At 70.5% G+C, this 18,609-nt stretch carries 20 protein-coding genes; 9 read left to right on the forward strand and 11 right to left on the reverse strand.

Annotation, left to right across the window (positions count from 1 at the left end; genetic code table 11):
* Positions 1–42: 42 nt before the first annotated feature.
* Positions 43–1,128, forward strand: a complete 1,086-nt coding sequence (lysA, locus tag ACYVF7_RS17240) for a diaminopimelate decarboxylase (RefSeq protein ID WP_460341052.1) — start codon at positions 43–45, stop codon at positions 1,126–1,128.
* An 88-nt stretch (positions 1,129–1,216) separates the two neighbouring features.
* Here lysA and ACYVF7_RS17245 read toward each other — a convergent pair whose 3' ends face one another.
* From ACYVF7_RS17245 to ACYVF7_RS17260, 4 genes are all read right to left on the reverse strand, one after another.
* Positions 1,217–1,351 carry a hypothetical protein gene (locus ACYVF7_RS17245; RefSeq protein ID WP_460341055.1) on the reverse strand — a complete coding sequence of 45 codons (135 nt, stop codon included), beginning with the start codon at positions 1,349–1,351 and terminating at the stop codon, positions 1,217–1,219.
* Between the two features lie 72 nt (positions 1,352–1,423).
* Positions 1,424–2,020: an alpha/beta fold hydrolase gene (locus ACYVF7_RS17250; protein ID WP_460341058.1), complete on the reverse strand. Its 597-nt coding sequence runs from the start codon at positions 2,018–2,020 to the stop codon at positions 1,424–1,426.
* Positions 2,021–2,281: 261 nt separating this feature from the next.
* A complete protein-coding gene (locus ACYVF7_RS17255) occupies positions 2,282–2,494 on the reverse strand; it encodes a hypothetical protein (protein ID WP_460341061.1) in 213 nt (70 codons plus the stop codon).
* A gap of 154 nt (positions 2,495–2,648) precedes the next feature.
* Positions 2,649–2,978 (reverse strand): PadR family transcriptional regulator, encoded by a 330-nt coding sequence (locus ACYVF7_RS17260; protein WP_460341064.1) that lies wholly within the window; start codon positions 2,976–2,978, stop codon positions 2,649–2,651.
* A gap of 511 nt (positions 2,979–3,489) precedes the next feature.
* On the opposite strand from ACYVF7_RS17260, the gene ACYVF7_RS17265 reads away from it, so the two are divergent.
* Together ACYVF7_RS17265 and ACYVF7_RS17270 are read left to right on the forward strand one after the other, a co-directional pair.
* Positions 3,490–3,942, forward strand: a complete 453-nt coding sequence (locus tag ACYVF7_RS17265) for a YbaB/EbfC family nucleoid-associated protein (protein WP_460341067.1) — start codon at positions 3,490–3,492, stop codon at positions 3,940–3,942.
* A gap of 35 nt (positions 3,943–3,977) precedes the next feature.
* Positions 3,978–4,574 carry a hypothetical protein gene (locus ACYVF7_RS17270; RefSeq protein ID WP_460341070.1) on the forward strand — a complete coding sequence of 199 codons (597 nt, stop codon included), beginning with the start codon at positions 3,978–3,980 and terminating at the stop codon, positions 4,572–4,574.
* Between the two features lie 24 nt (positions 4,575–4,598).
* Here ACYVF7_RS17270 and ACYVF7_RS17275 read toward each other — a convergent pair whose 3' ends face one another.
* From ACYVF7_RS17275 to ACYVF7_RS17290, 4 genes are all read right to left on the reverse strand, one after another.
* Positions 4,599–5,477, reverse strand: a complete 879-nt coding sequence (locus ACYVF7_RS17275; RefSeq protein WP_460341073.1) for a hypothetical protein — start codon at positions 5,475–5,477, stop codon at positions 4,599–4,601.
* A 22-nt stretch (positions 5,478–5,499) separates the two neighbouring features.
* Complete coding sequence (locus ACYVF7_RS17280) at positions 5,500–5,826, reverse strand: hypothetical protein (protein WP_460341076.1); 327 nt, start codon at positions 5,824–5,826, stop codon at positions 5,500–5,502.
* A 153-nt stretch (positions 5,827–5,979) separates the two neighbouring features.
* Positions 5,980–7,467 (reverse strand): hypothetical protein, encoded by a 1,488-nt coding sequence (locus ACYVF7_RS17285; protein ID WP_460341079.1) that lies wholly within the window; start codon positions 7,465–7,467, stop codon positions 5,980–5,982.
* A 141-nt stretch (positions 7,468–7,608) separates the two neighbouring features.
* Positions 7,609–8,790 carry a YeiH family protein gene (locus ACYVF7_RS17290; protein ID WP_460341082.1) on the reverse strand — a complete coding sequence of 394 codons (1,182 nt, stop codon included), beginning with the start codon at positions 8,788–8,790 and terminating at the stop codon, positions 7,609–7,611.
* A 71-nt stretch (positions 8,791–8,861) separates the two neighbouring features.
* Here ACYVF7_RS17290 and ACYVF7_RS17295 point away from each other — a divergent pair, with 71 nt between their 5' ends.
* From ACYVF7_RS17295 to ACYVF7_RS17305, 3 genes are all read left to right on the forward strand, one after another.
* Entirely contained in the window at positions 8,862–9,752 is an 891-nt protein-coding gene (locus ACYVF7_RS17295; protein WP_460341085.1) for a LysR substrate-binding domain-containing protein, read from the forward strand.
* A gap of 160 nt (positions 9,753–9,912) precedes the next feature.
* The gene (locus tag ACYVF7_RS17300) at positions 9,913–12,444 is read left to right on the forward strand and encodes a DUF4118 domain-containing protein (RefSeq protein ID WP_460341088.1); all 2,532 of its coding nucleotides are present in this window, start codon (positions 9,913–9,915) and stop codon (positions 12,442–12,444) included.
* A complete protein-coding gene (locus ACYVF7_RS17305; RefSeq protein WP_460341090.1) occupies positions 12,441–13,115 on the forward strand; it encodes a response regulator in 675 nt (224 codons plus the stop codon). The genes ACYVF7_RS17300 and ACYVF7_RS17305 overlap by 4 nt, the downstream gene beginning before the upstream one ends.
* A gap of 20 nt (positions 13,116–13,135) precedes the next feature.
* On the opposite strand, the gene ACYVF7_RS17310 is transcribed toward ACYVF7_RS17305, so the two are convergent.
* Positions 13,136–13,642, reverse strand: coding sequence for a GNAT family N-acetyltransferase (locus tag ACYVF7_RS17310; protein WP_460341092.1), 507 nt, complete (start codon positions 13,640–13,642; stop codon positions 13,136–13,138).
* 144 nt (positions 13,643–13,786) lie between these two features.
* On the opposite strand from ACYVF7_RS17310, the gene ACYVF7_RS17315 reads away from it, so the two are divergent.
* From ACYVF7_RS17315 to ACYVF7_RS17325, 3 genes are read left to right on the forward strand one after another with little or no spacing between them, the layout of a single operon-like run.
* Positions 13,787–15,775 carry an APC family permease gene (locus ACYVF7_RS17315; protein WP_460341095.1) on the forward strand — a complete coding sequence of 663 codons (1,989 nt, stop codon included), beginning with the start codon at positions 13,787–13,789 and terminating at the stop codon, positions 15,773–15,775.
* Positions 15,776–15,830: 55 nt separating this feature from the next.
* The gene (locus ACYVF7_RS17320; RefSeq protein ID WP_460341098.1) at positions 15,831–16,238 is read left to right on the forward strand and encodes an OB-fold nucleic acid binding domain-containing protein; all 408 of its coding nucleotides are present in this window, start codon (positions 15,831–15,833) and stop codon (positions 16,236–16,238) included.
* Complete coding sequence (locus tag ACYVF7_RS17325) at positions 16,235–17,011, forward strand: DUF3159 domain-containing protein (RefSeq protein ID WP_460341100.1); 777 nt, start codon at positions 16,235–16,237, stop codon at positions 17,009–17,011. The genes ACYVF7_RS17320 and ACYVF7_RS17325 overlap by 4 nt, the downstream gene beginning before the upstream one ends.
* A gap of 253 nt (positions 17,012–17,264) precedes the next feature.
* Here ACYVF7_RS17325 and ACYVF7_RS17330 read toward each other — a convergent pair whose 3' ends face one another.
* Positions 17,265–17,924, reverse strand: a complete 660-nt coding sequence (locus ACYVF7_RS17330; protein ID WP_460341103.1) for a potassium channel family protein — start codon at positions 17,922–17,924, stop codon at positions 17,265–17,267.
* Entirely contained in the window at positions 17,924–18,592 is a 669-nt protein-coding gene (locus ACYVF7_RS17335; protein WP_460341106.1) for a potassium channel family protein, read from the reverse strand. Before ACYVF7_RS17335 ends, ACYVF7_RS17330 begins: the two co-directional genes overlap by 1 nt.
* Between the last annotated feature and the right edge of the window lie 17 nt (positions 18,593–18,609).

Genomic DNA, 18,609 nt, shown 5'->3' on the forward strand with positions numbered 1-18,609 from the left:
GCCGAGATCGCCTACGCCGGCAAGGCCTTCCTGTGCCGCGCCATGGCGCGGTGGATCGCCGAGGAAGGGCTCGAGCTCGACGTCTGTTCGGCCGGTGAACTCGCCGTGGCGCGATCGGTGCGGTTCCCGGCGGAGCGGATCCTCATGCACGGCAACGGTAAGACCCCGGAGGACCTGCGAGCCGCCCTGTCCTACGGCGTGAGCCGCATCGTCGTCGACTGTCTCTCCGAGATCACCCGGCTGGCCGCCCTCACCGGCCGGGACGGGCCCGCCCAGCAGGTGCTGATCCGTGTGACGCCCGGTGTGGACGGGCACACCCACCGGGCAGTGGCGACCGGCGTCGAGGAACAGAAATTCGGCTTCTCCCTGGCGTCCGGTGCTGCCGCCGAAGCCGTACGCCGGGTCCTCGCCCAGCCCGCACTCGCCCTGATCGGCCTGCACTGCCACATCGGATCGCAGATCACTGGCATCACCGCCTACCAGCAGGCTGCCCGCCGGATGGCCGGCCTGCTCGCGGCCATCCGGGACGAACACGGCGTGGTGTTGCCCCACCTCGACCTGGGCGGCGGCTTCGCCGTACCGTACCTGCAGGGCGAACACGGCCTCGACCCGTGCACCCTGGCCGAACCCCTGATCGCCGCGCTCCGGTCGGCCTGCGACTCCCACCGGATCCCCATGCCACGGGTCACCCTCGAACCGGGCCGTACCATCAGCGCCCGCGCCGGCGTCACCCTCTACCGGGTCCTCGGGGTCAAGCACACCGCGGCCGGCCGTGTCTTCGTCACCGTCAACGGGGGCATGAGTGACAATCCGCGGCCGAGCCTGTACGGCGCCCGGTACTCGATACGGCTGGTCGGTCGGCACGCCGCTCCAGGGCAGCGATTCGTCACCGTCGCCGGACGGCACTGCGAGGCGGGCGACGTGCTCGTCGAGGACGCGGAGCTACCGGCGGACCTGCGCCCGGGAGACCTGCTCGCCAGCGCCTCCACCGGCGCCTACCACCATTCCATGGCCTCCAACTACAACCTGGTCCCCAGGCCACCCGTCGTCGGCGTGCGGGCGGGAGAGAGCCGCCTGCTGATCCGCCGCGAGACCGAGACGGATCTCCTTATCCGCGACGTCGGCTGAGAGCGAGGCGCCGAACGTTTGCGTATTGCCGGTTGCCGGAGGCGTCGCGGTCGTGGTTCGTCGGTCAGCCGGTGTGATGGTCGTGTCGTCAGCGCCTGCCGCGGTCGAGGGCGGCGACCTCGCGTACGGCCTCGGCGATGGCCGGGAAGTCCTTTTTGAGGATCGCGCCGTGGTTGCTGGCGACCTTCGCGCTGATTTCGATGTTCGGGTTGCGGGCGATCACCCCATCGAGGCTGGCACGGATCCGTTCTTGCCCATCACCCTTGCTTCCGAAGGAGTTCCCCGAAGCGACCACCTACCGCGCCGGGACGGTGATGTCGTCCAGCACGGGACCCAGCTCCGCCTTGCGGGCGAGCCGGCCGAGCTCGATGTTGCTGTTCGCCATCTGTTCGGCATTCATCCGCGGGGTCAGGCCCGTCGGGCGCAGCAGCGGCATGAACCAGCCCATCCGCCGGAACAGCTTCCGGATCCGCTGCTCCATGGACTCGTCGAGCCAGTCGTAGGGTTGTGCGCCGTCGACCAGGACCGCGCCCAGGCAACGGTCGGGATTCCGGCTGGCCCAGTGCGCCGCGACGAACGCCCCGTAGGACCAGCCCACCACCAGCGCCTGATCCACACCCCGGGCCGCCAGAACGGCATCGACATCCCGGACGACGGCCTCGAAGGAATAGTCCGCCGAACGCTTCGATTTCTTGCCGCGGCCCCGCTCGTCGTAGGTGATGTGCCGGTAGTCGCTGCCGAGTTCGGCGATGACCCGCAACCAGTACCCCTGAGTGGCGAACTGGCCGTTGAGATACACCACAGGGATACCGGGGCCGCCGGTATCGGTGACGGCCAGGGCGGTGTCGTCGACCGGCACCATTCCGGTCCAGGCGGACTGCGTGTTGGCCATTGGTTTGCCTTTCTTCAGGCCCTGATCGGCTCTGGCGTGGCGAATGAAGGCATGACAAAACTCCCCTTGTTGCGTGCGTGATTATTGAGTGGACGTGTGTTGCTGAGCGCGTGATTGCCGGACGCGCGGCTCAGCCGGTCCCGGCGACCGGAAGTTGATCCTGGCTACCGCGCCGTTCGGCGGAGATCGGTACCCGTTGCCGAGCGGGGGCGCGAAGGCCTCGTCTGCAAACCAGGATCGCCTGGACTTGCGGTGTCGTCCTCAGACTGTCCGCTCTTGATTTCCGGTGCCTTCGCCGGCGGCGCGCTCGATGGCGCTGATGAACCGTTCCCGCTCCCGGGCTCGCCATCGCCCCTCCGGGTAGTTCGCAACGAACGTCTCCACGAACTCCACGGGGTCCTCCCCGAAGATCTCGCGGATCGGGGTTCCGTCCCTCGCGCTCTGCTCGAACAGATCGGCAAGGTCCTCCAACATCGAAGCCCAGCCGGCGCCGTCCCCCCACCTGCATAGTTCAGGTACCGCTCCAGCGCTTCGATCGCCTCGCGATAGTCCTCGGGAAGCCTTCTGGTGCGCGCCTTGTACTGTCGCCATTGCCGCTTGTCGCCGATCACCTTTGAGATGAACATGGTCATCGGTCTCCTTTCCGGAGTTGTTCGAGCCGTTCTGCGAGGAAACTCCAGGTCCTCCAGAACTCTTCGAGCTGTTGTCGTCCCTGCGCGTTGAGGGAGAACACCTTGCGTGGCGGCCCCTTCTCCGACGGGACCTTCTCCACGTCGACGAGGCCGCGCTGCTCGATCCTGACCAGTAGCGCGTAGACGGTGCCCTCGGCGATGTCGGAGAAGCCCTGATCACGCAACCACGCCGTGATCTCGTAGCCATACGCGGGCCGGCCGGACAGGATCGCCAGGACGATGCCCTCCAGCACGCCCTTGAGCATCTCCGTCATCTGCTTACCCACGGAACATGCCTCCTCGGACTACTTGGCATCACTGACTACTGGTACATAGTAACGCTGAATAGCTGAGGTGCAAGCTCGATCCGCGAACGTGTGAGCGCGAGCGCCCTGATCGCTGCTCGTGAGCGAGCCCGCCGCCGCCCTGTTGAAGGAGAAGACGGCAGGAAGTCGACCGGGACCGCGGTCTCGTTGGTCACTGTCGCTGGCCGTCCGCCACGCGGATGCCCGCAGCCCAGCGCCCGGCCGGGGTGTGCCGCGGCGTGTGCCCTGCGGGCGAACTCGGAAATCGGGAGCGTCAGCGGTGCACATCACCATTGATGTTAGGAAGCTGTCAAGGATCTCGTTACCCGCGTCATGGCCGCGTAGCAGCGCCTTTTGCGGCGACCGGACGGCCCATAGTCTTTGTCGTCCACCCTGGATTTCCGGTGGCGAACGGTCGACGCACGACAGGCGCGTGAAGGGTCACAGCCGTACTGTCCGTGCAGCCGCTCGACGAACGTGGACAGGAGGCGTCGTGGAACTGCCCGACGTGGGCAAGGTGTTCGGCCTGGACATTGCCGGCCTGGCCGACCAGGCTCAGGAGCAGGCGTCGAAAGCGGCTGAGCTGCAGCGCCGGGTTTCCGGTCTGGTCGGACACGCCGAGACCGCCGACGGCAGGATACGACTTTCGTTCTCTCCTGACGAAGGGCTTTCGGAGCTGCACATCGACCCGCGTGCGATGAGGCTCGGTTCGGAAGAACTGGCCGAGACCATCCGGGAGCTCACACGGCAGGCCATGCGCGACCTCGCGAGGCGAAAGCAGGAAGCGGCCCGTGAGCTGTTCGGCACCGAGTTCGAGCCCGAGGCGGCCAAGCCGGATCCGGAGGCGATGCGGCGCGCGCTGCAGGGAATGTCCGAGGTCGTCGAGTCCACCGGACAGGAGATGCTGACCCTCGTGGACCGGCTGCGTCGCGGCGTCGAGCGCTGATCCGTCCCACATCGAACCGGCCCCCGGGAGGCTCTGTGAGTGAGCTGCTGACCAGCGCTGTCGTGGACGTGAACGGGTCCAACCGCGCCTCGGAGCTGGAGGGGACCTTGTTAGACGGAAACGGCACGGTGCTGGCCACCGTTGACGAGCCGGGGCTGTCGCGATGGCAGCGGCTGTACCGCGCCGGCTACACGTTCGCCAATCGGAAGCGGGGGGTACGGCCGCTGGGACATCGGCTGGAGGTTCGGGGGGTGGCCGGCGAGCCGCTGTTCTCGATCGCAGACGCCCGCCGGATCGGTCTGTCCCGGCGGCGGATCCGCGTCCTCGGGCCGGACGGTTCGCCGGTGGGAGCGGCCGAGCAGACGTGGCGTAACCCCGTCCGAGGCCGCTTCCGGCTGGTCGACGCGCATCGAGGCGCGCTCGGCGAGCTGCGGCCGTTGGGACGGTTGGCGCTGCGATACTCCGTCGTCGACTCCGGCGGTGTCGAACTCGCGTGGATCAGCCGGATCCCGGTCACCACGCCGCAGGGCGGTGGCGCGCCCAGCCGATGCCGTGTCACGTTCGGCGATGTGGCCGACCCGCTGCGCATCGTCGTCCTGGGCTGCGCCGTCGCCCTACAGCTGATGGTGTGAATCAGCTGCTCTCAGGCGCAGGTGTCATCGATTCCATCGACCGTCGTCGTAGTCGCCAAGTCGATCGCGGAGATTGTCGCTGATGTTTCCGGGGGTCAATGACAGGTCGCCGCCCCACGTTGTCGCGTTGCCCCAGGCTCCCGCCGTTCGCGGGAGCGCGCGGGGCGTGAAGCCGAATTTCTCGAAGGGCCACTTGGTGCCGTTCATGAGCGCCTTGTTGAGGTCGCGCTCCAGGCGGGAGAGGGTCCCCGACAGGAGGTTGTCGACACTGTCGAGGGCGCCGTGCAGGAGGTCGCCCAGCACCTTGTCGTTGCCCTTGAACAGCTGTCCGCCGACGTCCACGGCCATGACCGCGCCGACGAGGCCGGCGAGCCCCTTGGCGATGCGCTCTTCGAGCGTGTCGAGCCGGTCCAGGTAGGTGAAGCACGTCACGGCGGCCTGGGACGCGGTCGCCTCGGCGGCGGCGACGGTGAACAGGCCGGCCATCGCCAGGAGAACGTACGCCATGTTCCAAAGCATGACGGCCGCGATGATCACCATGAGCGCGATGAGGATGAAGAGCATCGCCGCGAGGATGAACATGGCCACTGCTACGACCGTCGCCATGGCCATCTCGAATGCGATCTGCGCCTCGTAGTCTTCCATCTTGCGCTCGAAGGCGGCTCGGTCCTCGCCCTTCCACTCCTCGGGCGTGAGTCCGGCCACCGTGCTGCGCACGGTGTTCCTGGCATCGCTGAGGTCATCGCGTATGCCCCACCACTTCTTCGCGCTGTCGAGAATCGCCTCCGGATCGCACTGGTCCTCGAACATCTCGGCCACCAGCGGCCATGCTGCGGGGATGACGAAGGCCGCGGCCGTGACGGCGCTCAGCGCGCTCCCGGCGGCCAGCGAACTCGTACTCACCGGCGATTCCCCTCGTTCCCCGTCATATCGATCTGATGGTGCTCTTGTCCTCGGCGGCGGCCCAGGCGGTCCCCGACAGGCAGAGCCTCTCGTGGATCTGCGCCAGGTAACTCCTTTTCGTCCTGAGCTCCTCCGCCATGAACTCGACCGCCTCCACATAGGCCACCGCGAACTCGTAGCAGGTCGAGGTGAACAGGCCCTGTTCGGTGCCTCGCACAACCGGGATGGCGGCCGTCGCATGCTCGAAATAGGAGTCGGTATTCCGCTCCAGGTCCCGGCCCAGCCGACACAGCCGCTCTGGAGCGGCGGCGACGTCGTACCCGCCTCCCGAATTCGGATCCGGACTCATGACGCACCCCTTAAGTCGAAAACAACACGCAGCGAACACGAGAGTTCGCGTACCAATGGAACGATATTGCAATTGCGTGTTAAGAGTGCGTCGTGCGGCGCTAAGAATCCGTGAAATCCGCGCGGTCGGCTGTCAATATTCCGTTCGATCCGATCACCGGTATTCGGCGAGACGCGGGCGTACGCCGGCGAGCGCGAGGGCGGCCACGCCGAGCGCGGCCGCCCAGGGGATGAGGCTCCAGCCGCTCAGGTCCTTCTCTCCGGCACGGATCGACGTGGCGAAGTGGGACCGGTTGAGGTCGATCAGCGCGGTCAGGTTCTTGTCGTACTGGTCGAAGTCGTAGTTGGAGTTGCCGGGTGTGTAGGCGGTGTTGAACCGGATCGCGTCGTGGAGCCTGCCCCGGCGGGCCAGCGCCCGCATCGTCGAGTCGTCCTGCTGGTAGGTGAGGAACGTGGACAGGGTTCGCTCGGCGTGGTCTCGTTCACCGGGGAAGGTGATGTTGTGGAACTCGGTCCCCAGGTACCCGCCCCAGCCGATGTCCGTGTGATCGGTGCCGTAGGCGTTCCACGCCTGGCGCAGCGCGGCCGGGTAGCCGGCCAGTGTGGTCACCGAGGGCAGCGCCGCGAGTTGCTGGGTCTTGGCCAGGAACGCCCCTTCGTATTCCGGTCGGCGCGAGGGGTCGACCAGGTAACGGCTCTCGTCGGCGTTGGCGTCGTACGCGACCGCGCGCGCCTGCGAGAGCGCCAGAACGGAGTCGAAGGCGTCCTTCTTGGCGGTCCGCAGCTGCCCGGCCTCGCCGGTGAGCGTGCTCGCCCCCGCGACCAGTGTCATTCCGGTGACCAGGGTGGCGAGCAGCAAGAACGGATTGAACCGGCGGCGGAAGCGACGGGCGAGCATGATCTGCAACCCGATCAGCACGCCGATCAGGGCGGCACCGGTCAGTGCGGTCACGACCGCGGTCCGCACCGCTTGCGCGTGCTTCGCCTGGTAGGCGCGTTCCAGTGCGCCGGAGTTCGCCTCGGTCAGGCCGGCCGCGGCCGGCAGCAGCTGCTTCTTGAGCAGATCGGTGGCCTGCCGGTACAGCCCCAACGCGGTCGGTGACGGCCGGCCCGCCGCGTGGTGGGCGTCGCCGTCCACGAGGATGGCCTGGGCGGTCAGGCCCTCGTACCGGCCGAGGGCGTCCAGCACCGTGCGGATCGCCCGCTGCGCCGCGGGATCTCCGGCGCCGACGGCCGCGGCCTGCTGCAGGTCCGCGTCGGCCTGCCGGCGACGCTGCTCGTAGATGCCCAGCGCCTTGTCCCGGCCGACGCCGAGATTCTGCTCGTCGCCGACCAGCAGCACGTTGGCGACCTGGGCGTCCATGTCGTTCAGCGCGAAGTAGGCGTCCGACGTCGCGACCACCTGCGGACCGGAGCGGTGCCCGATGTCCCGCAGCCCGCCGCGTACCCCGGCGATCCCCTGCGCGACCACGGCGGTCAGGACCACGGCGAGGACCGCCACGGTGATGGTCAGCGCCCAGATCCGCTGCGGTGTCGTAGCCCGCGACCGGCGGCGCACGGCCGGGTCGGAGCCTGCTTCCCGGGCATTGATCAGTGCCGAACCGCCCGACGCCACCACGCTCATCGCCTCATCACCCGTCATGCCTGTGCTGCGGATATGAAGCGATCTTCGTTCCGGGCGTTCCTCGCGGATCTCGTCTTAACGCGCTGGTGCCGTGGGCGGCCGGTTTCTTAACGTTCCCTTAGCGCGTCGGCGTTTCCGGGGACTTCGATCGATATCCCGTTACCTGGAGGTGAGCAGGACGCCCGCGTACGAGATGCCGGCGATCAGCGCCCAGGACGTCAGTCCGAGCAGGAGGGCGCGGCGGCCGGTTCGGGCGAGCTCCCGGAGGCGTACGGCGCTGCCGAGACCGAACAGGGCGGCCGCGAACAGCACGTCGCGGGCGACGGTCGCGGCGGACAGGGCGCCGTGCGGGACGGTCACCGTCGAGCGGAGCGCCATCGTGGCCAGGAACCCGATCACGAACAGCGGCAGCACCGCGGGCCGACCTCGCCCGTCGGCGCGGGCGCCCCGGCGGGTGCGCAGCGCGACCCCGGCGGCGATCGGCGCGAGCATGACCACCCGGACCAGTTTGACCGCGACCGCCGGGACGAGCGCCGCCGAACCCGCGATGGCCGCCGTGGCGACGACCTGGCCGACGTCGTGCACGCTGGCGCCGATCCAGCGGCCCGCGTCGTACGGCGACAGGCCCAGCAGGTGGGCAATGGGCGGCAGGACGGCGATGGCCAGGCTGCCGCACAGCGTGACGAGGCCGACGGCGGTGGCGGTCTCGCGTTCCGCCTCGGGATCGCCGGGACGGGTGCCGAGCGCGCCGTCCACCGCCGCGACGGCCGACGCGCCGCAGATCGAGAAGCCCGCGGCCACGAGGAGGGAGAGGCGATCGGACAGGCCCAGCCGGCGGCCCATCCACCGCGTGCCGGTGAACGTCACCACGAGCACCGTCACCACCATGACGATCGTCTGCGCGCCCAGGGCGAGGATGTCCCCGAACGACACCTGCAGCCCCAGCAGCACCACTCCCAGGCGCATGAACCTGGTCGCGGCGAAGCGCAGGCCCGGTCGTGTCGCCGCGGGCAGCAGCCCGAGATTGGCGGCGAGCACGCCGAGGATGAGCGCCGCGGTGAGCATCGGCACCGCCCCGGCCACCCGGTGCACGCCGTACGCCGCCGCCACGGCGAGGGCACTGGCCGCGATGCCCGGCGCCAGCGTCCGCCCACGCCGGAGCAGGGGTGATCCGGCGGCCGGCGGCGTGGCGCCGCCGACCGGCTCGGCCCGCCGGTCGGGGGACGCTCCGACCGGCTCGGCCCGCCGGTCGGGGGACGCTCCGACCGGCTCCGCCCGCCGGTCGGGGGACGCTCCGCTCGGCCACCCGGCTGCGGGTCGCTGCGGCGTGGAGATCGACATGACTTCCAGCATCGACCCTGGACGACGCCCGCAGTAGCAGCCATTTCCCTGTCAGGTCATAGAGTTCCCCTATGACCTCACGGCTGCCGGACCTGGAAGCGCTGGAGCTGTTGGTGGCCGTCGCCGAGACCGGCAGCCTGGGCCAGGCCGCCGCCCGGCAGGGCATCAGCCAGCCCTCGGCCAGCGCCCGGATGTCCACGTTGGAGCGGCGACTGGGCGTGCGGCTCCTCATGCGCTCGACCAGCGGGTCCCGGCTGACCTCGGCCGGGGCGGTGGTCACCGACTGGGCGCGCGCCGTCCTCGTCCAGGCGAACGCGCTCGTCGAGGGCGTCGCCGCGTTGCGCTCCCGCCAGGAGGACCGCCTCCGGGTGTCGGCCAGCCTCACGATCGCCGAGCACCTCGTCCCCGGCTGGCTCGTGGCGCTGCGCGAGGCCGCGCCCGGCGTCCACGTCGAGCTGAACGTCGCCAACAGCACCCACGTGATCGAGCGCCTGCGGGCGGACGAGGCGGACCTGGGCTTCATCGAGGGGCGCGGCGCACCGCGCGACCTGCACAGCCGCGCCGTCGGCCGGGACCGTCTCGTGGTCGTCGTCGTGCCGGGGCACCCGTGGGCGCGCAAGCGCCGGCCGCTGCGCCCGGTCGAGCTGGCGAGCACGCCGCTGCTCCTGCGGGAGGCCGGGTCGGGCACCCGCGAGACCTTCGAGGCCGCGCTGGCGTCGTACGGGGGACCGGCCGAGCCCGCCCTGGAGCTCGGCGCGAGCGCTCCCCTGCGCGCCGCCGCCGTGGCGGGCACCGCGCCGGCCGTCCTCAGCGCCTTGGTCGTCGCGGACGACATCGCCGCGGAGCGGCTCGTCGAGGTGCCCAGCGAGCTGCGGCTCGACCGGGTGCTGCGGGCGGTGTGGCCGCGCGGCCGCGAGCTTCCCGAGCCCGCCCTCCACCTCCTGCGCGTCGCCCGCTCATGAGCCGCGCCCTGGCCGGCGTTAGAACGGCGTTAAGGCGGTGCCGGGTGCTGCCATGGGGCCGTCAAGGACGCCGGAAACGGGCGTATTCAGGTGTTAACTGCCTGCGGACCGGGACCGTCCGTCTCGAATACCGTCATCGGGGACACAATTCAGGAAGGGGGTGAATCAGATAGCGACGCGAGGCAGGCTCAAGATCTACTTCGGTGCCGCGCCGGGGGTCGGCAAGACGTACGCCATGCTCGACGAGGCCCAGCGGCGGGTGGAGCGCGGCGTCGATCTCGTCGTGGGCTACGTCGAGACGTACGGCCGGGCGCGTACCACGGCGCTGCTCGACGGCCTGGAGACGGTGCCGGTCCGCGAGATCGCCCACCGCGACCGGGTCTTCACCGAGATGGACGTCGACGCGATCCTCGCCCGCCGCCCCGAGGTGGCGCTGGTCGACGAGCTCGCGCACACCAACATCGCCGGGTCCCGCAACCACAAGCGGTGGCAGGACGTCGAGGAACTCCTCGACACGGGCATCGACGTCGTCACCACCGTCAACGTCCAGCACCTGGAGTCCCTCGCCGACGTCGTCGAGCGGATCACGGGGATACGGCCCCGGGAGACCGTGCCCGACGAGGTCGCCCGGCGCGCCGACCAGATCGAGCTGGTCGACATGGCGCCGGAGTCGCTGCGCCGCCGCCTCGCCCACGGCAACGTCTACGAGCCGGAGAAGATCGACGCGGCGCTGTCCAACTACTTCCGCATCGGCAACCTCACCGCGCTGCGCGAGCTGGCCCTGCTCTGGGTCGCCGACCGTGTCGACGACGCGCTCGCCCGCTATCGGGATGAGAAGGGCATCACCGACACCTGGGAGGCGCGGGAACGGATCGTCATCGCGCTGACCGGCGGCCCCGAGGGAGACACGCTCATCCGCCGCGCCGCCCGCATCGCCGCCCGGGCCGGCCGGGCCGACCTGGTCGCCGTGCACGTCGCCAGGGGAGATGGCCTCGCCGACGGGTCGCCGGAGGCGCTCGCCCGCCAGCGCGCGCTCGTGGAGAGCCTGGGCGGCTCCTACCACCAGGTCACGGGCGGCGACGTGCCCAAGGCCCTCATGGAGTTCGCCCGGGCCGTGAACGCCACGCAGATCGTGCTCGGGTCGAGCCGGCGGAGCAGCTGGCAGTCAGCCTTCGGGCCGGGCGTCGGCGCGACCGTCGCCCGCCTGTCCGGCGACGTGGACGTGCACATCGTCACCCACGACTACGCCGGCAAGGGCAGGGGACGGGCGGCCATACCGCCCACGTCGCTGGGCCGTGGACGGCGGACGGCCGGGTGGCTCCTCGCGCTGTTCGGCCCGCCGGGGCTGACCGCACTGCTGTCGGCGTTCGGGCGGCACTTCGGGCTCCCCACGGAACTGCTGTTCTTCCTCGCGCTGACCGTCGGTGTGGCGCTCGTCGGCGGGCTGTGGTCCGCGATCGTCGCCGCCGTCGCCGGGTTCCTGCTCGTCAACTGGTTCTTCACCCCCCCGCTGCACACCCTCACCGTGGCCGAGCTCGAGAACGCCATGGCCCTCGCGGTGTTCGTGACCGTGGCCGTCGCCGTATCCACCGTCGTGGACCTTGCGGCGCGGCGCAGCTCCCAGGCGGCGCAGGCGCGCGCGGAGGCGACCACGCTCAGCATGCTCGCGACGAGCGTGCTGCGCGGCGAGGACGCCCTGCCCGAGCTGCTCGAGCGTGTCAGGGAGACGTTCGGGCTGTCCTCGGTGACGCTGCTCGAACGCTCCGGCGACGACTGGGCGCCCGTCGCGTCGGTCGGCCCGGGGACCTGCGCGCGGCCCGGTGACGCGGACGTCACCGTGCAGGTCAGCGGCACATTGGCGCTCGCGCTGGACGGCCGGGTGCTGCCGGCCGCCGACCGCCGCGTCGTGGCCGCCTTCGCCTACCAGGCGGCGGCCGCCCTCGACCGCCGGCGGCTGGCCGAGGAGGCGAAGGAGGCCCGGCGGCTCGCCGAGGGCAACCGGATCCGTACGGCCCTCCTCGCGGCGGTCTCCCACGACCTGCGGACGCCGCTGGCCTCCATCAAGGCGAGCGTCAGCAGCCTCCGCTCACCGGACGTGCGCTGGGACCCCGAGGACGAGGCCGAGCTCCTGGCCACGATCGAGGAGTCGGCCGACCGCCTCGACGGCCTCGTCGCCAACCTGCTCGACATGAGCCGCCTGCAGACCGGCGTCGTCAACCCGCTCGCCCGTACGGTCTCCCTCGACGAGGTGATCCAGCCGGCCCTGGCGAACGTTCCGGGCGACCAGGTCAAGGTCGAGGTGCCGGACACCCTGCCGCCCGTCGTCGCCGACCCGGGACTCCTGGAGCGCTCTTTGGCCAACGTCATCGAGAACGCCGTACGGCACGGCGGCCCCGAGCCGGTCCGGGTCACCGCGAGCGAGCACGGCGGCATGGTCGAGCTGCGGATCGCCGACCGCGGGCCGGGCGTCCCGGACTCTTCCAAGACCCGGATGTTCGAGCCGTTCCAGCGGCTCGGCGACCGGCCGCGCGGCAGCGGGGTCGGCCTGGGCCTCGCGGTGGCGCGCGGCTTCGCCGAGGCCGTCGGCGGCGACCTCCGCGCCGAGGACACCCCCGGCGGCGGACTGACCATGGTGTTCTCACTGCCGACCGGGACGAACGGTACGGTGCGGGCAGGCAAGGGGGAAACGTGACACGAGTACTCGTCGTCGACGACGAGCCGCAGATCGTCCGCGCGCTGCGCATCAACCTGCGGGCCCGCGGCTACGAGGTCGACGCCGCCCCCGACGGCCGCACCGCCCTCGACCTGGCGGCGCGCCGCCACCCCGACGTCATCGTCCTCGACCTGGGCCTGCCCGACATGGAGGGCGCTGAGGTGATCAGGGGTCTGCGCGGCTGGACGAGCGTGCCGATCATCGTCCTGTCCGCCCGGCACGCCTCTGAGGAGAAGGTTGAGACGCTCGACGTCGGCGCCGACGACTACGTGACCAAGCCGTTCGGCATGGACGAACTGCTGGCCCGGCTGCGCGCCGCCGTACGACGGGCCGCCCCGCCCGAAGAGGACGCCGTGATCGTCACCGACGACTTCACCGTCGACCTGGCGGCCAAGAAGGCCGTCCGCGACGGCGCCGACGTACGCCTCACCCCGACCGAGTGGCACGTCCTCGAGGTACTCGTGCGCAACGCCGGGCGCCTCGTCAGCCAGCAGCAACTGCTCCGCGAGGTCTGGGGCCCGTCATACGAGAACGAGACCGGCTACCTCCGCGTCTACCTCGCCCAGCTGCGCCGCAAACTGGAGAAGGACCCGTCCCGCCCCCGCCACCTGATCACCGAACCGGGCATGGGCTACCGCTTCGAACGCTGATCCGTGTCCCCGCTTGATCCCTACGAACGGGGCTTGACGAGGCGCAGTTCGGTCACGCTGATGTCATCGTCGAGGCGTGTGACGCCGTCAGCGGCGAACCCCGCTCGTTCGTAGAACCGTAGGGCGCGGTCGTTCGGGACGTACGCGTACACGCACAGGGGCCGGTGGCCGCGCTCTTCGAGGTCGGCGACCGCGTGGCCGAAGAGTTCCCGGCCCAGGCCGCTGCCGATGCGGTCCGGGGCGACGTAGAGGCCGTAGATCTCCGCGGCGCGCGGACCCAGGTTGGGATCCCCGTCCGCCGGCCCGGTGCGGCAGTAGCCGAGCACGGACCCGGCCTCCTCGGCGACCCACAGCCGGTCCGTGTCCGGAATCGCGGCCAGGTACTCGGCCCAGTCCCCGGCTTCCCGGTCCGGGTCGAGTCCGTCGAGGAAACCCCGGCTCATGAACCCGGCGTACGCCGCCCGCCATGCGCGGACCTTGAGGGCGCCGATCGCGGGCGCGTCCTCCACTGCGGCTGCGCGAATCACCGGCGCAGTCTAAATGATCAAGAAGCCGAGTCGATCTTCCAGCGTCGGTGGGGTGTTAAGGACGCGTTAAGAAGGAGGGTGGGGGCGTTAGGGCGGCGTTAGGGAACGCCGATTGACCTGACTCCGGCCGGTTTGCTGGCAATCGTGAAGCAAGCCGTCTTGCAGATGCCCAAGCGTTTCCTCGTCGGCCGGCCGCTCCGGACCGGGCAGATGGGGGAGACGCTGCTGCCGAAGAAGCTGGCCCTCCCCGTCTTCTGCAGCGACCCGCTCTCCTCCGTCGCGTACGCGACCGAGGAGATCCTCCTCGCGCTCAGCCTCGGCGGCCTGGCGATGTTCTACCTGTCCTGGTGGGTGGGGGCGGGGGTCGTCTTCCTGCTCCTGGTGGTCACCGCGTCCTACCGGCAGACCTGTCACGCCTACCCCAACGGCGGCGGCGCGTACGCCGTCAGCCGGGCCAACCTCGGTGAGAGCGCCTCTCTGGTCGCGGCGAGCGCGCTGCTGATCGACTACGTCATGACCGTCGCCGTCTCCGTCGCGGCGGGCGTCGCCAACATCGTCTCCGCCTTCCCCTCGCTCGGCCCGCACGCCGTCGGCATCTCCCTCGTGCTGATCGTCGTGCTCGCGGTCATGAACCTGCGCGGGGTCAAGGAGTCGGGCACCGCCTTCGCGATCCCCACGTACGGCTTCGTGGTGTGCATCTTCGTCATGCTGATCGTCGGTCTCGTCCGCATCCTGTTCGGGAACGCGCCGACCGCCGAGTCGGCCACCCTGGGGGTGCACGCGACGCACAGCACGGTGGGGGCGGCGGCCGTCCTGCTCGCTCTGCGGGCCTTCGCCCAGGGGTGTACGGCGCTGACCGGGGTCGAGGCCGTCAGCAACGGCGTGCCGAACTTCAAGCCGCCGAAGAGCCGGAACGCCGCCGCCACGCTGACGATCATGGGCCTGCTCGCCGTGACCATGTTCGGCGGCATCACGGTCCTCGCGCTCGCGGCGCATGTGCACATTGCAGACAATCCGGCGCAACTGATCGGCGCGCCGTCGGGCTACGAGCAGAAGACGGTCATCGCCCAGCTCAGCGCGGCGGTGTTCGGGCACGGGTCGGTCTTCTTCTTCCTGGTGCAGGCGTTCACCGCCGCGATCCTCGTGCTGGCGGCCAACACCGCGTTCAACGGCTTCCCGATTCTCGCCTCGATCCTCGGCGGTGACGGGTACCTGCCCCGGCAGTTCGCCCGGCGCGGCGACCGGCTCGTCTTCAGCAACGGCATCGTGATCCTGTCCCTGCTGGCGGGCGCGCTGATCTGGGCGTTCGATGCCAGCACCACGCGCCTCATCCAGCTCTACATCATCGGCGTCTTCGTCTCCTTCACCCTCAGCCAGTCCGGCATGGTCAAGCACTGGGGCGACGAACTGCGCCGGCTCGCCGATCCGGCCGCCCGGCGTACCGTCCACCGGGCTCGGGCGATCAACCTCGTGGGGGCGCTCCTCACCGGACTGGTCCTGGTGATCGTGCTGCTGACCAAGTTCATGCACGGCGCCTGGATCGTCGTGGTGACGATGCCCTTGGTGTTCCTGATGATGAAGGGGATCCATCGGCACTACCGGCGGATCGCCGCCGAGCTCGAACCGGGCGAGAAGGACGTGCCGCTGCCCAGCCGCATCCACGCCGTCGTGCTCGTCTCCAGGGTGCACACCCCGACGCTGCGGGCGCTGGCCTTCGCCCGCGCGACCCGGCCGAACACGCTGACCGCGCTGAGCGTGGCGACGAGTCAGGAGGACGCCGACCGGCTCGAGCGCGCCTGGGCCGAACGCGACATCCCCGTGCCGCTGACCATCCTCGACTCGCCGTACCGTGACATCACCGGACCGGTCCTGGACTACGTGACCAGGATCCGGCTCAAGAGCCCACGGGACGTCGTCTGCGTCTTCATCCCCGAGTACGTCGTCGGCCGATGGTGGGAGCACATCCTGCACAACCAGAGCGCCTTCCGGCTCAAGGCACGTCTGCTGTTCCGCCCGGGCGTGATGGTCACCAGCGTGCCGTGGCAGCTGGGATCGGCCGAGGCGGCCCTCGCCCGGCACCCCGATGAGGCCGAATTCGCGGCCCGTAAGCGCGTTCGCCCGGGTGCAGCATGATTTAACCCTTGCGTGGTGGTCTGTTGCACCAGGCGATGGCATACGCTTGCGAATCATGGACGAAGTGCCGGCCGGTACGGCGCAGGAGAGCCCTCAGGGCCCTCGAGGTCTGCGCGGCTTTCTGCGCCGCCTGACGTCGAGCAAGGCGGAGCTCGAGGCCGAGGAACTGCAGAAGACCACCGGCGAGGAGGGCGCCACCCCGATCAAGGAGTGCGCTGCGCGGCGACGCGCCTGCGTGGCGGGTACGCTACGTACCGTGACACTCCGACCGCGCGGTGGGGCCCCGGCCCTGGAGGCCGAGCTCTACGACGGATCCGACGTGATCAGCCTGGTCTGGCTCGGGAGGCGGCGCATCGCCGGGATCGAGCCCGGCCGTCTCGTGCGCGCCGAGGGCCTGGTGAGCGTCCAGGACGGCCGGAAGGTGATGTTCAACCCGCGGTACGAACTGCGGGGAGGATCATGACCGAGCGGAGCCGTCCCGAGGCCACGGACGGCGAGGCGCCGGCAGCGGCCTCCGAGGCCCGGCCGGCCGAGGACGACGCCGACGCCGCGAGTCCGGCCGACGGCGCGAGCCCGGCGGAGGGTGAGCGCGCCGCGTACGACACCGTCGAGGAGGCGGTGCGCAAGCAGCTGACCAAGGCGCTCGGCGGCCCGCGCGGCGTGGTCGAGGCGGCGATCCCGACGATCGGCTTCACCGTCTCCTGGATCGTCAGTCACAAGCTCCAGCTGTCCCTGGGCATCGGGGCCGGTCTCGCCGTCGTGCTGCTGGCCGTCCGGCTCGCGCAGCGCTCGACCGTCCAGTTCGTGCTCAACAGCATCTTCGGCATCGCGATCGCGGCGTTCTTCGCCCTCCGCTCGGGCAAGGCCGCGGACGCCTTCCTGCCCGGCATCCTCTACAACGCCGGCTACGCCGCGGCGATGCTCCTGTCGATCGTCGTGCGCTGGCCCGTCGTCGGGTTCCTCATCGGGTCGGTCACCGGCGATCCGACCGCCTGGCACCGGGACCGCGACATCGTCCGGCTCTGCTCCCGCCTCACCTGGCTGCTGCTGCTCCCCTGTCTGGTGCGGGTGGCCGTGCAGTACCCCCTCTACCTCGCGGGGCACGTGGGCTGGCTCGGGGCGGCCAAGGTCGTGATGGGCTGGCCGCTGCAGGTCGCGGCGCTGGCCGCCATGGCCTGGCTGCTGGCCCGTGGCCGTACCCCCATGGAGACGGCCACGAGCGCGCCGAAGTCCTGACACGACGCGTCCACCGGAGCCCGCCCGGCGGGCGTCGGCCCGCCCTGAGGGAGCGTCCAGTGGCGTACGCGCCGATGCTGCGCCGCCGGAGAGCTCCAGCGGATGTCGGCTCGTCCTCAGGGAGTGTCCGGCGGCCTACACGCCGATGCCGGCCCGCCGGAGAGCTCCAGCGGGCGTCGGCTCGCCCTCGGCGAGTGTCCGGTGGCGTACGCGCCGACGTCGCGCCGCCGGAGAGCGTCCGGCGGCGCGCGCGTCAGTGCGCCGAGAGTAGATCGCCGAGCTCGTCCTCGACGTCCTGGCTGGCGACGAACATCAGCTCGTCCCCGGCCTCCAGGGTGTCGTCCGAGCTCGGCACCAGCACCCGGCCCTCGCGCAGGATCGCCACCAGTGCCGTGTCACGCGGCCAGATCACCGAGCCGACCAGCTGACCGGCCAGCGGCGCGTCCTCGGGCAGGGTCAGCTCGACGAGGTTCGCCTCGCCCTGCCGGAAGGTCATCAGCCGGACCAGGTCGCCGACGCTGACCGCCTCCTCGACCAGCGCGGACAGCAGGCGTGGCGTGGAGACCGCGACATCGACGCCCCAGGACTCGTTGAAGAGCCATTCGTTCTTGGGGTGGTTGATCCGCGCGACGACGCGGGGCACGCCGTACTCGGTCTTGGCCAGCAGCGACACGACGAGGTTGACCTTGTCGTCGCCGCTCGCCGCGACGACGACGTGGCAGCGCTCCAGCCCGGCGTCGTCGAGCGAGGCGATCTCGCAGGCGTCGGCGAGCAGCCACTCGGCACGCGGCACCGCCTCGACCTTGATCGACCGAGGGTTCTTGTCGATGAGCAGGACCTCGTGGCCGTTCTCCAGGAGCTCCTGGGCGATCGAGCGGCCCACGGCACCCGCTCCGGCGATGGCGACCCGCATTACTCCACCCTCTGCTCGGGCCGCTGGGACACGGCGTCGTTGATGCGTTCGATGTCGCCGGAGGCCGCCATCACGTGGACGACGTCGCCGTCCTGGATGACGGAGTCACCGGTGGGCACCAGCGCCTCGCCCATGCGGGACAGGTACGCCACGCGGGTCTTCGCGGCCTCCTCCAGTGCCGAGACCTTGGCGCCGATCCACTTGGGGTCCGTCTGCACCTCGGCGAGCACGACCTCGCCGGTCGGGTCGCGCCACAGCGACGACACGCCCTCGGGCAGCAGTCGCCGGATCATCTGGTCGGCGGTCCAGCGGACGGTCGCCACGGTCGGGATGCCGAGCCGCTGGTAGACCTCTGCCCGCCGGGGGTCGTAGATGCGCGCGACGACGTTCTCCACGCCGAAGGTCTCGCGGGCGACCCGGGCCGAGATGATGTTGGAGTTGTCACCGCTGCTGACGGCGACGAAAGCGGAGGCCTGCTCGATCCCGGCCTCGACGAGCACGTCGCGGTCGAACCCGAACCCGGTGATCCGGCGCCCCTTGAAGCCCCCGCGCAGGCGGCGGAAGGCCTCGGGGCTCTGATCGATGATGGCCACCGTATGGCCTTTGTCCTCCAGGATGTGGGCGAGGGTCGAACCCACTCGCCCGCAACCCATGATCACGATATGCACGGTCGTCCTTCCCGGCG

The sequence above is a fragment of the Actinoallomurus acanthiterrae genome (assembly GCF_054775715.1).

Bases quoted from the DNA above. Each gene is read 5' to 3' on its own strand.
- lysA (WP_460341052.1), top strand. From the start codon at position 43: ATGGCGCGGTGGATCGCCGAGGAAGGGCTCGAGCTCGACGTCTGTTCG.
- ACYVF7_RS17250 (WP_460341058.1), bottom strand. From the start codon at position 2,020: ATGGCCAACACGCAGTCCGCCTGGACCGGAATGGTGCCGGTCGACGAC.
- ACYVF7_RS17255 (WP_460341061.1), bottom strand. From the start codon at position 2,494: ATGTTGGAGGACCTTGCCGATCTGTTCGAGCAGAGCGCGAGGGACGGA.
- ACYVF7_RS17280 (WP_460341076.1), bottom strand. From the start codon at position 5,826: ATGAGTCCGGATCCGAATTCGGGAGGCGGGTACGACGTCGCCGCCGCT.
- ACYVF7_RS17285 (WP_460341079.1), bottom strand. From the start codon at position 7,467: ATGACGGGTGATGAGGCGATGAGCGTGGTGGCGTCGGGCGGTTCGGCA.
- ACYVF7_RS17290 (WP_460341082.1), bottom strand. From the start codon at position 8,790: ATGTCGATCTCCACGCCGCAGCGACCCGCAGCCGGGTGGCCGAGCGGA.
- ACYVF7_RS17295 (WP_460341085.1), top strand. From the start codon at position 8,862: ATGACCTCACGGCTGCCGGACCTGGAAGCGCTGGAGCTGTTGGTGGCC.
- ACYVF7_RS17320 (WP_460341098.1), top strand. From the start codon at position 15,831: ATGGACGAAGTGCCGGCCGGTACGGCGCAGGAGAGCCCTCAGGGCCCT.
- ACYVF7_RS17325 (WP_460341100.1), top strand. From the start codon at position 16,235: ATGACCGAGCGGAGCCGTCCCGAGGCCACGGACGGCGAGGCGCCGGCA.
- ACYVF7_RS17330 (WP_460341103.1), bottom strand. From the start codon at position 17,924: ATGCGGGTCGCCATCGCCGGAGCGGGTGCCGTGGGCCGCTCGATCGCC.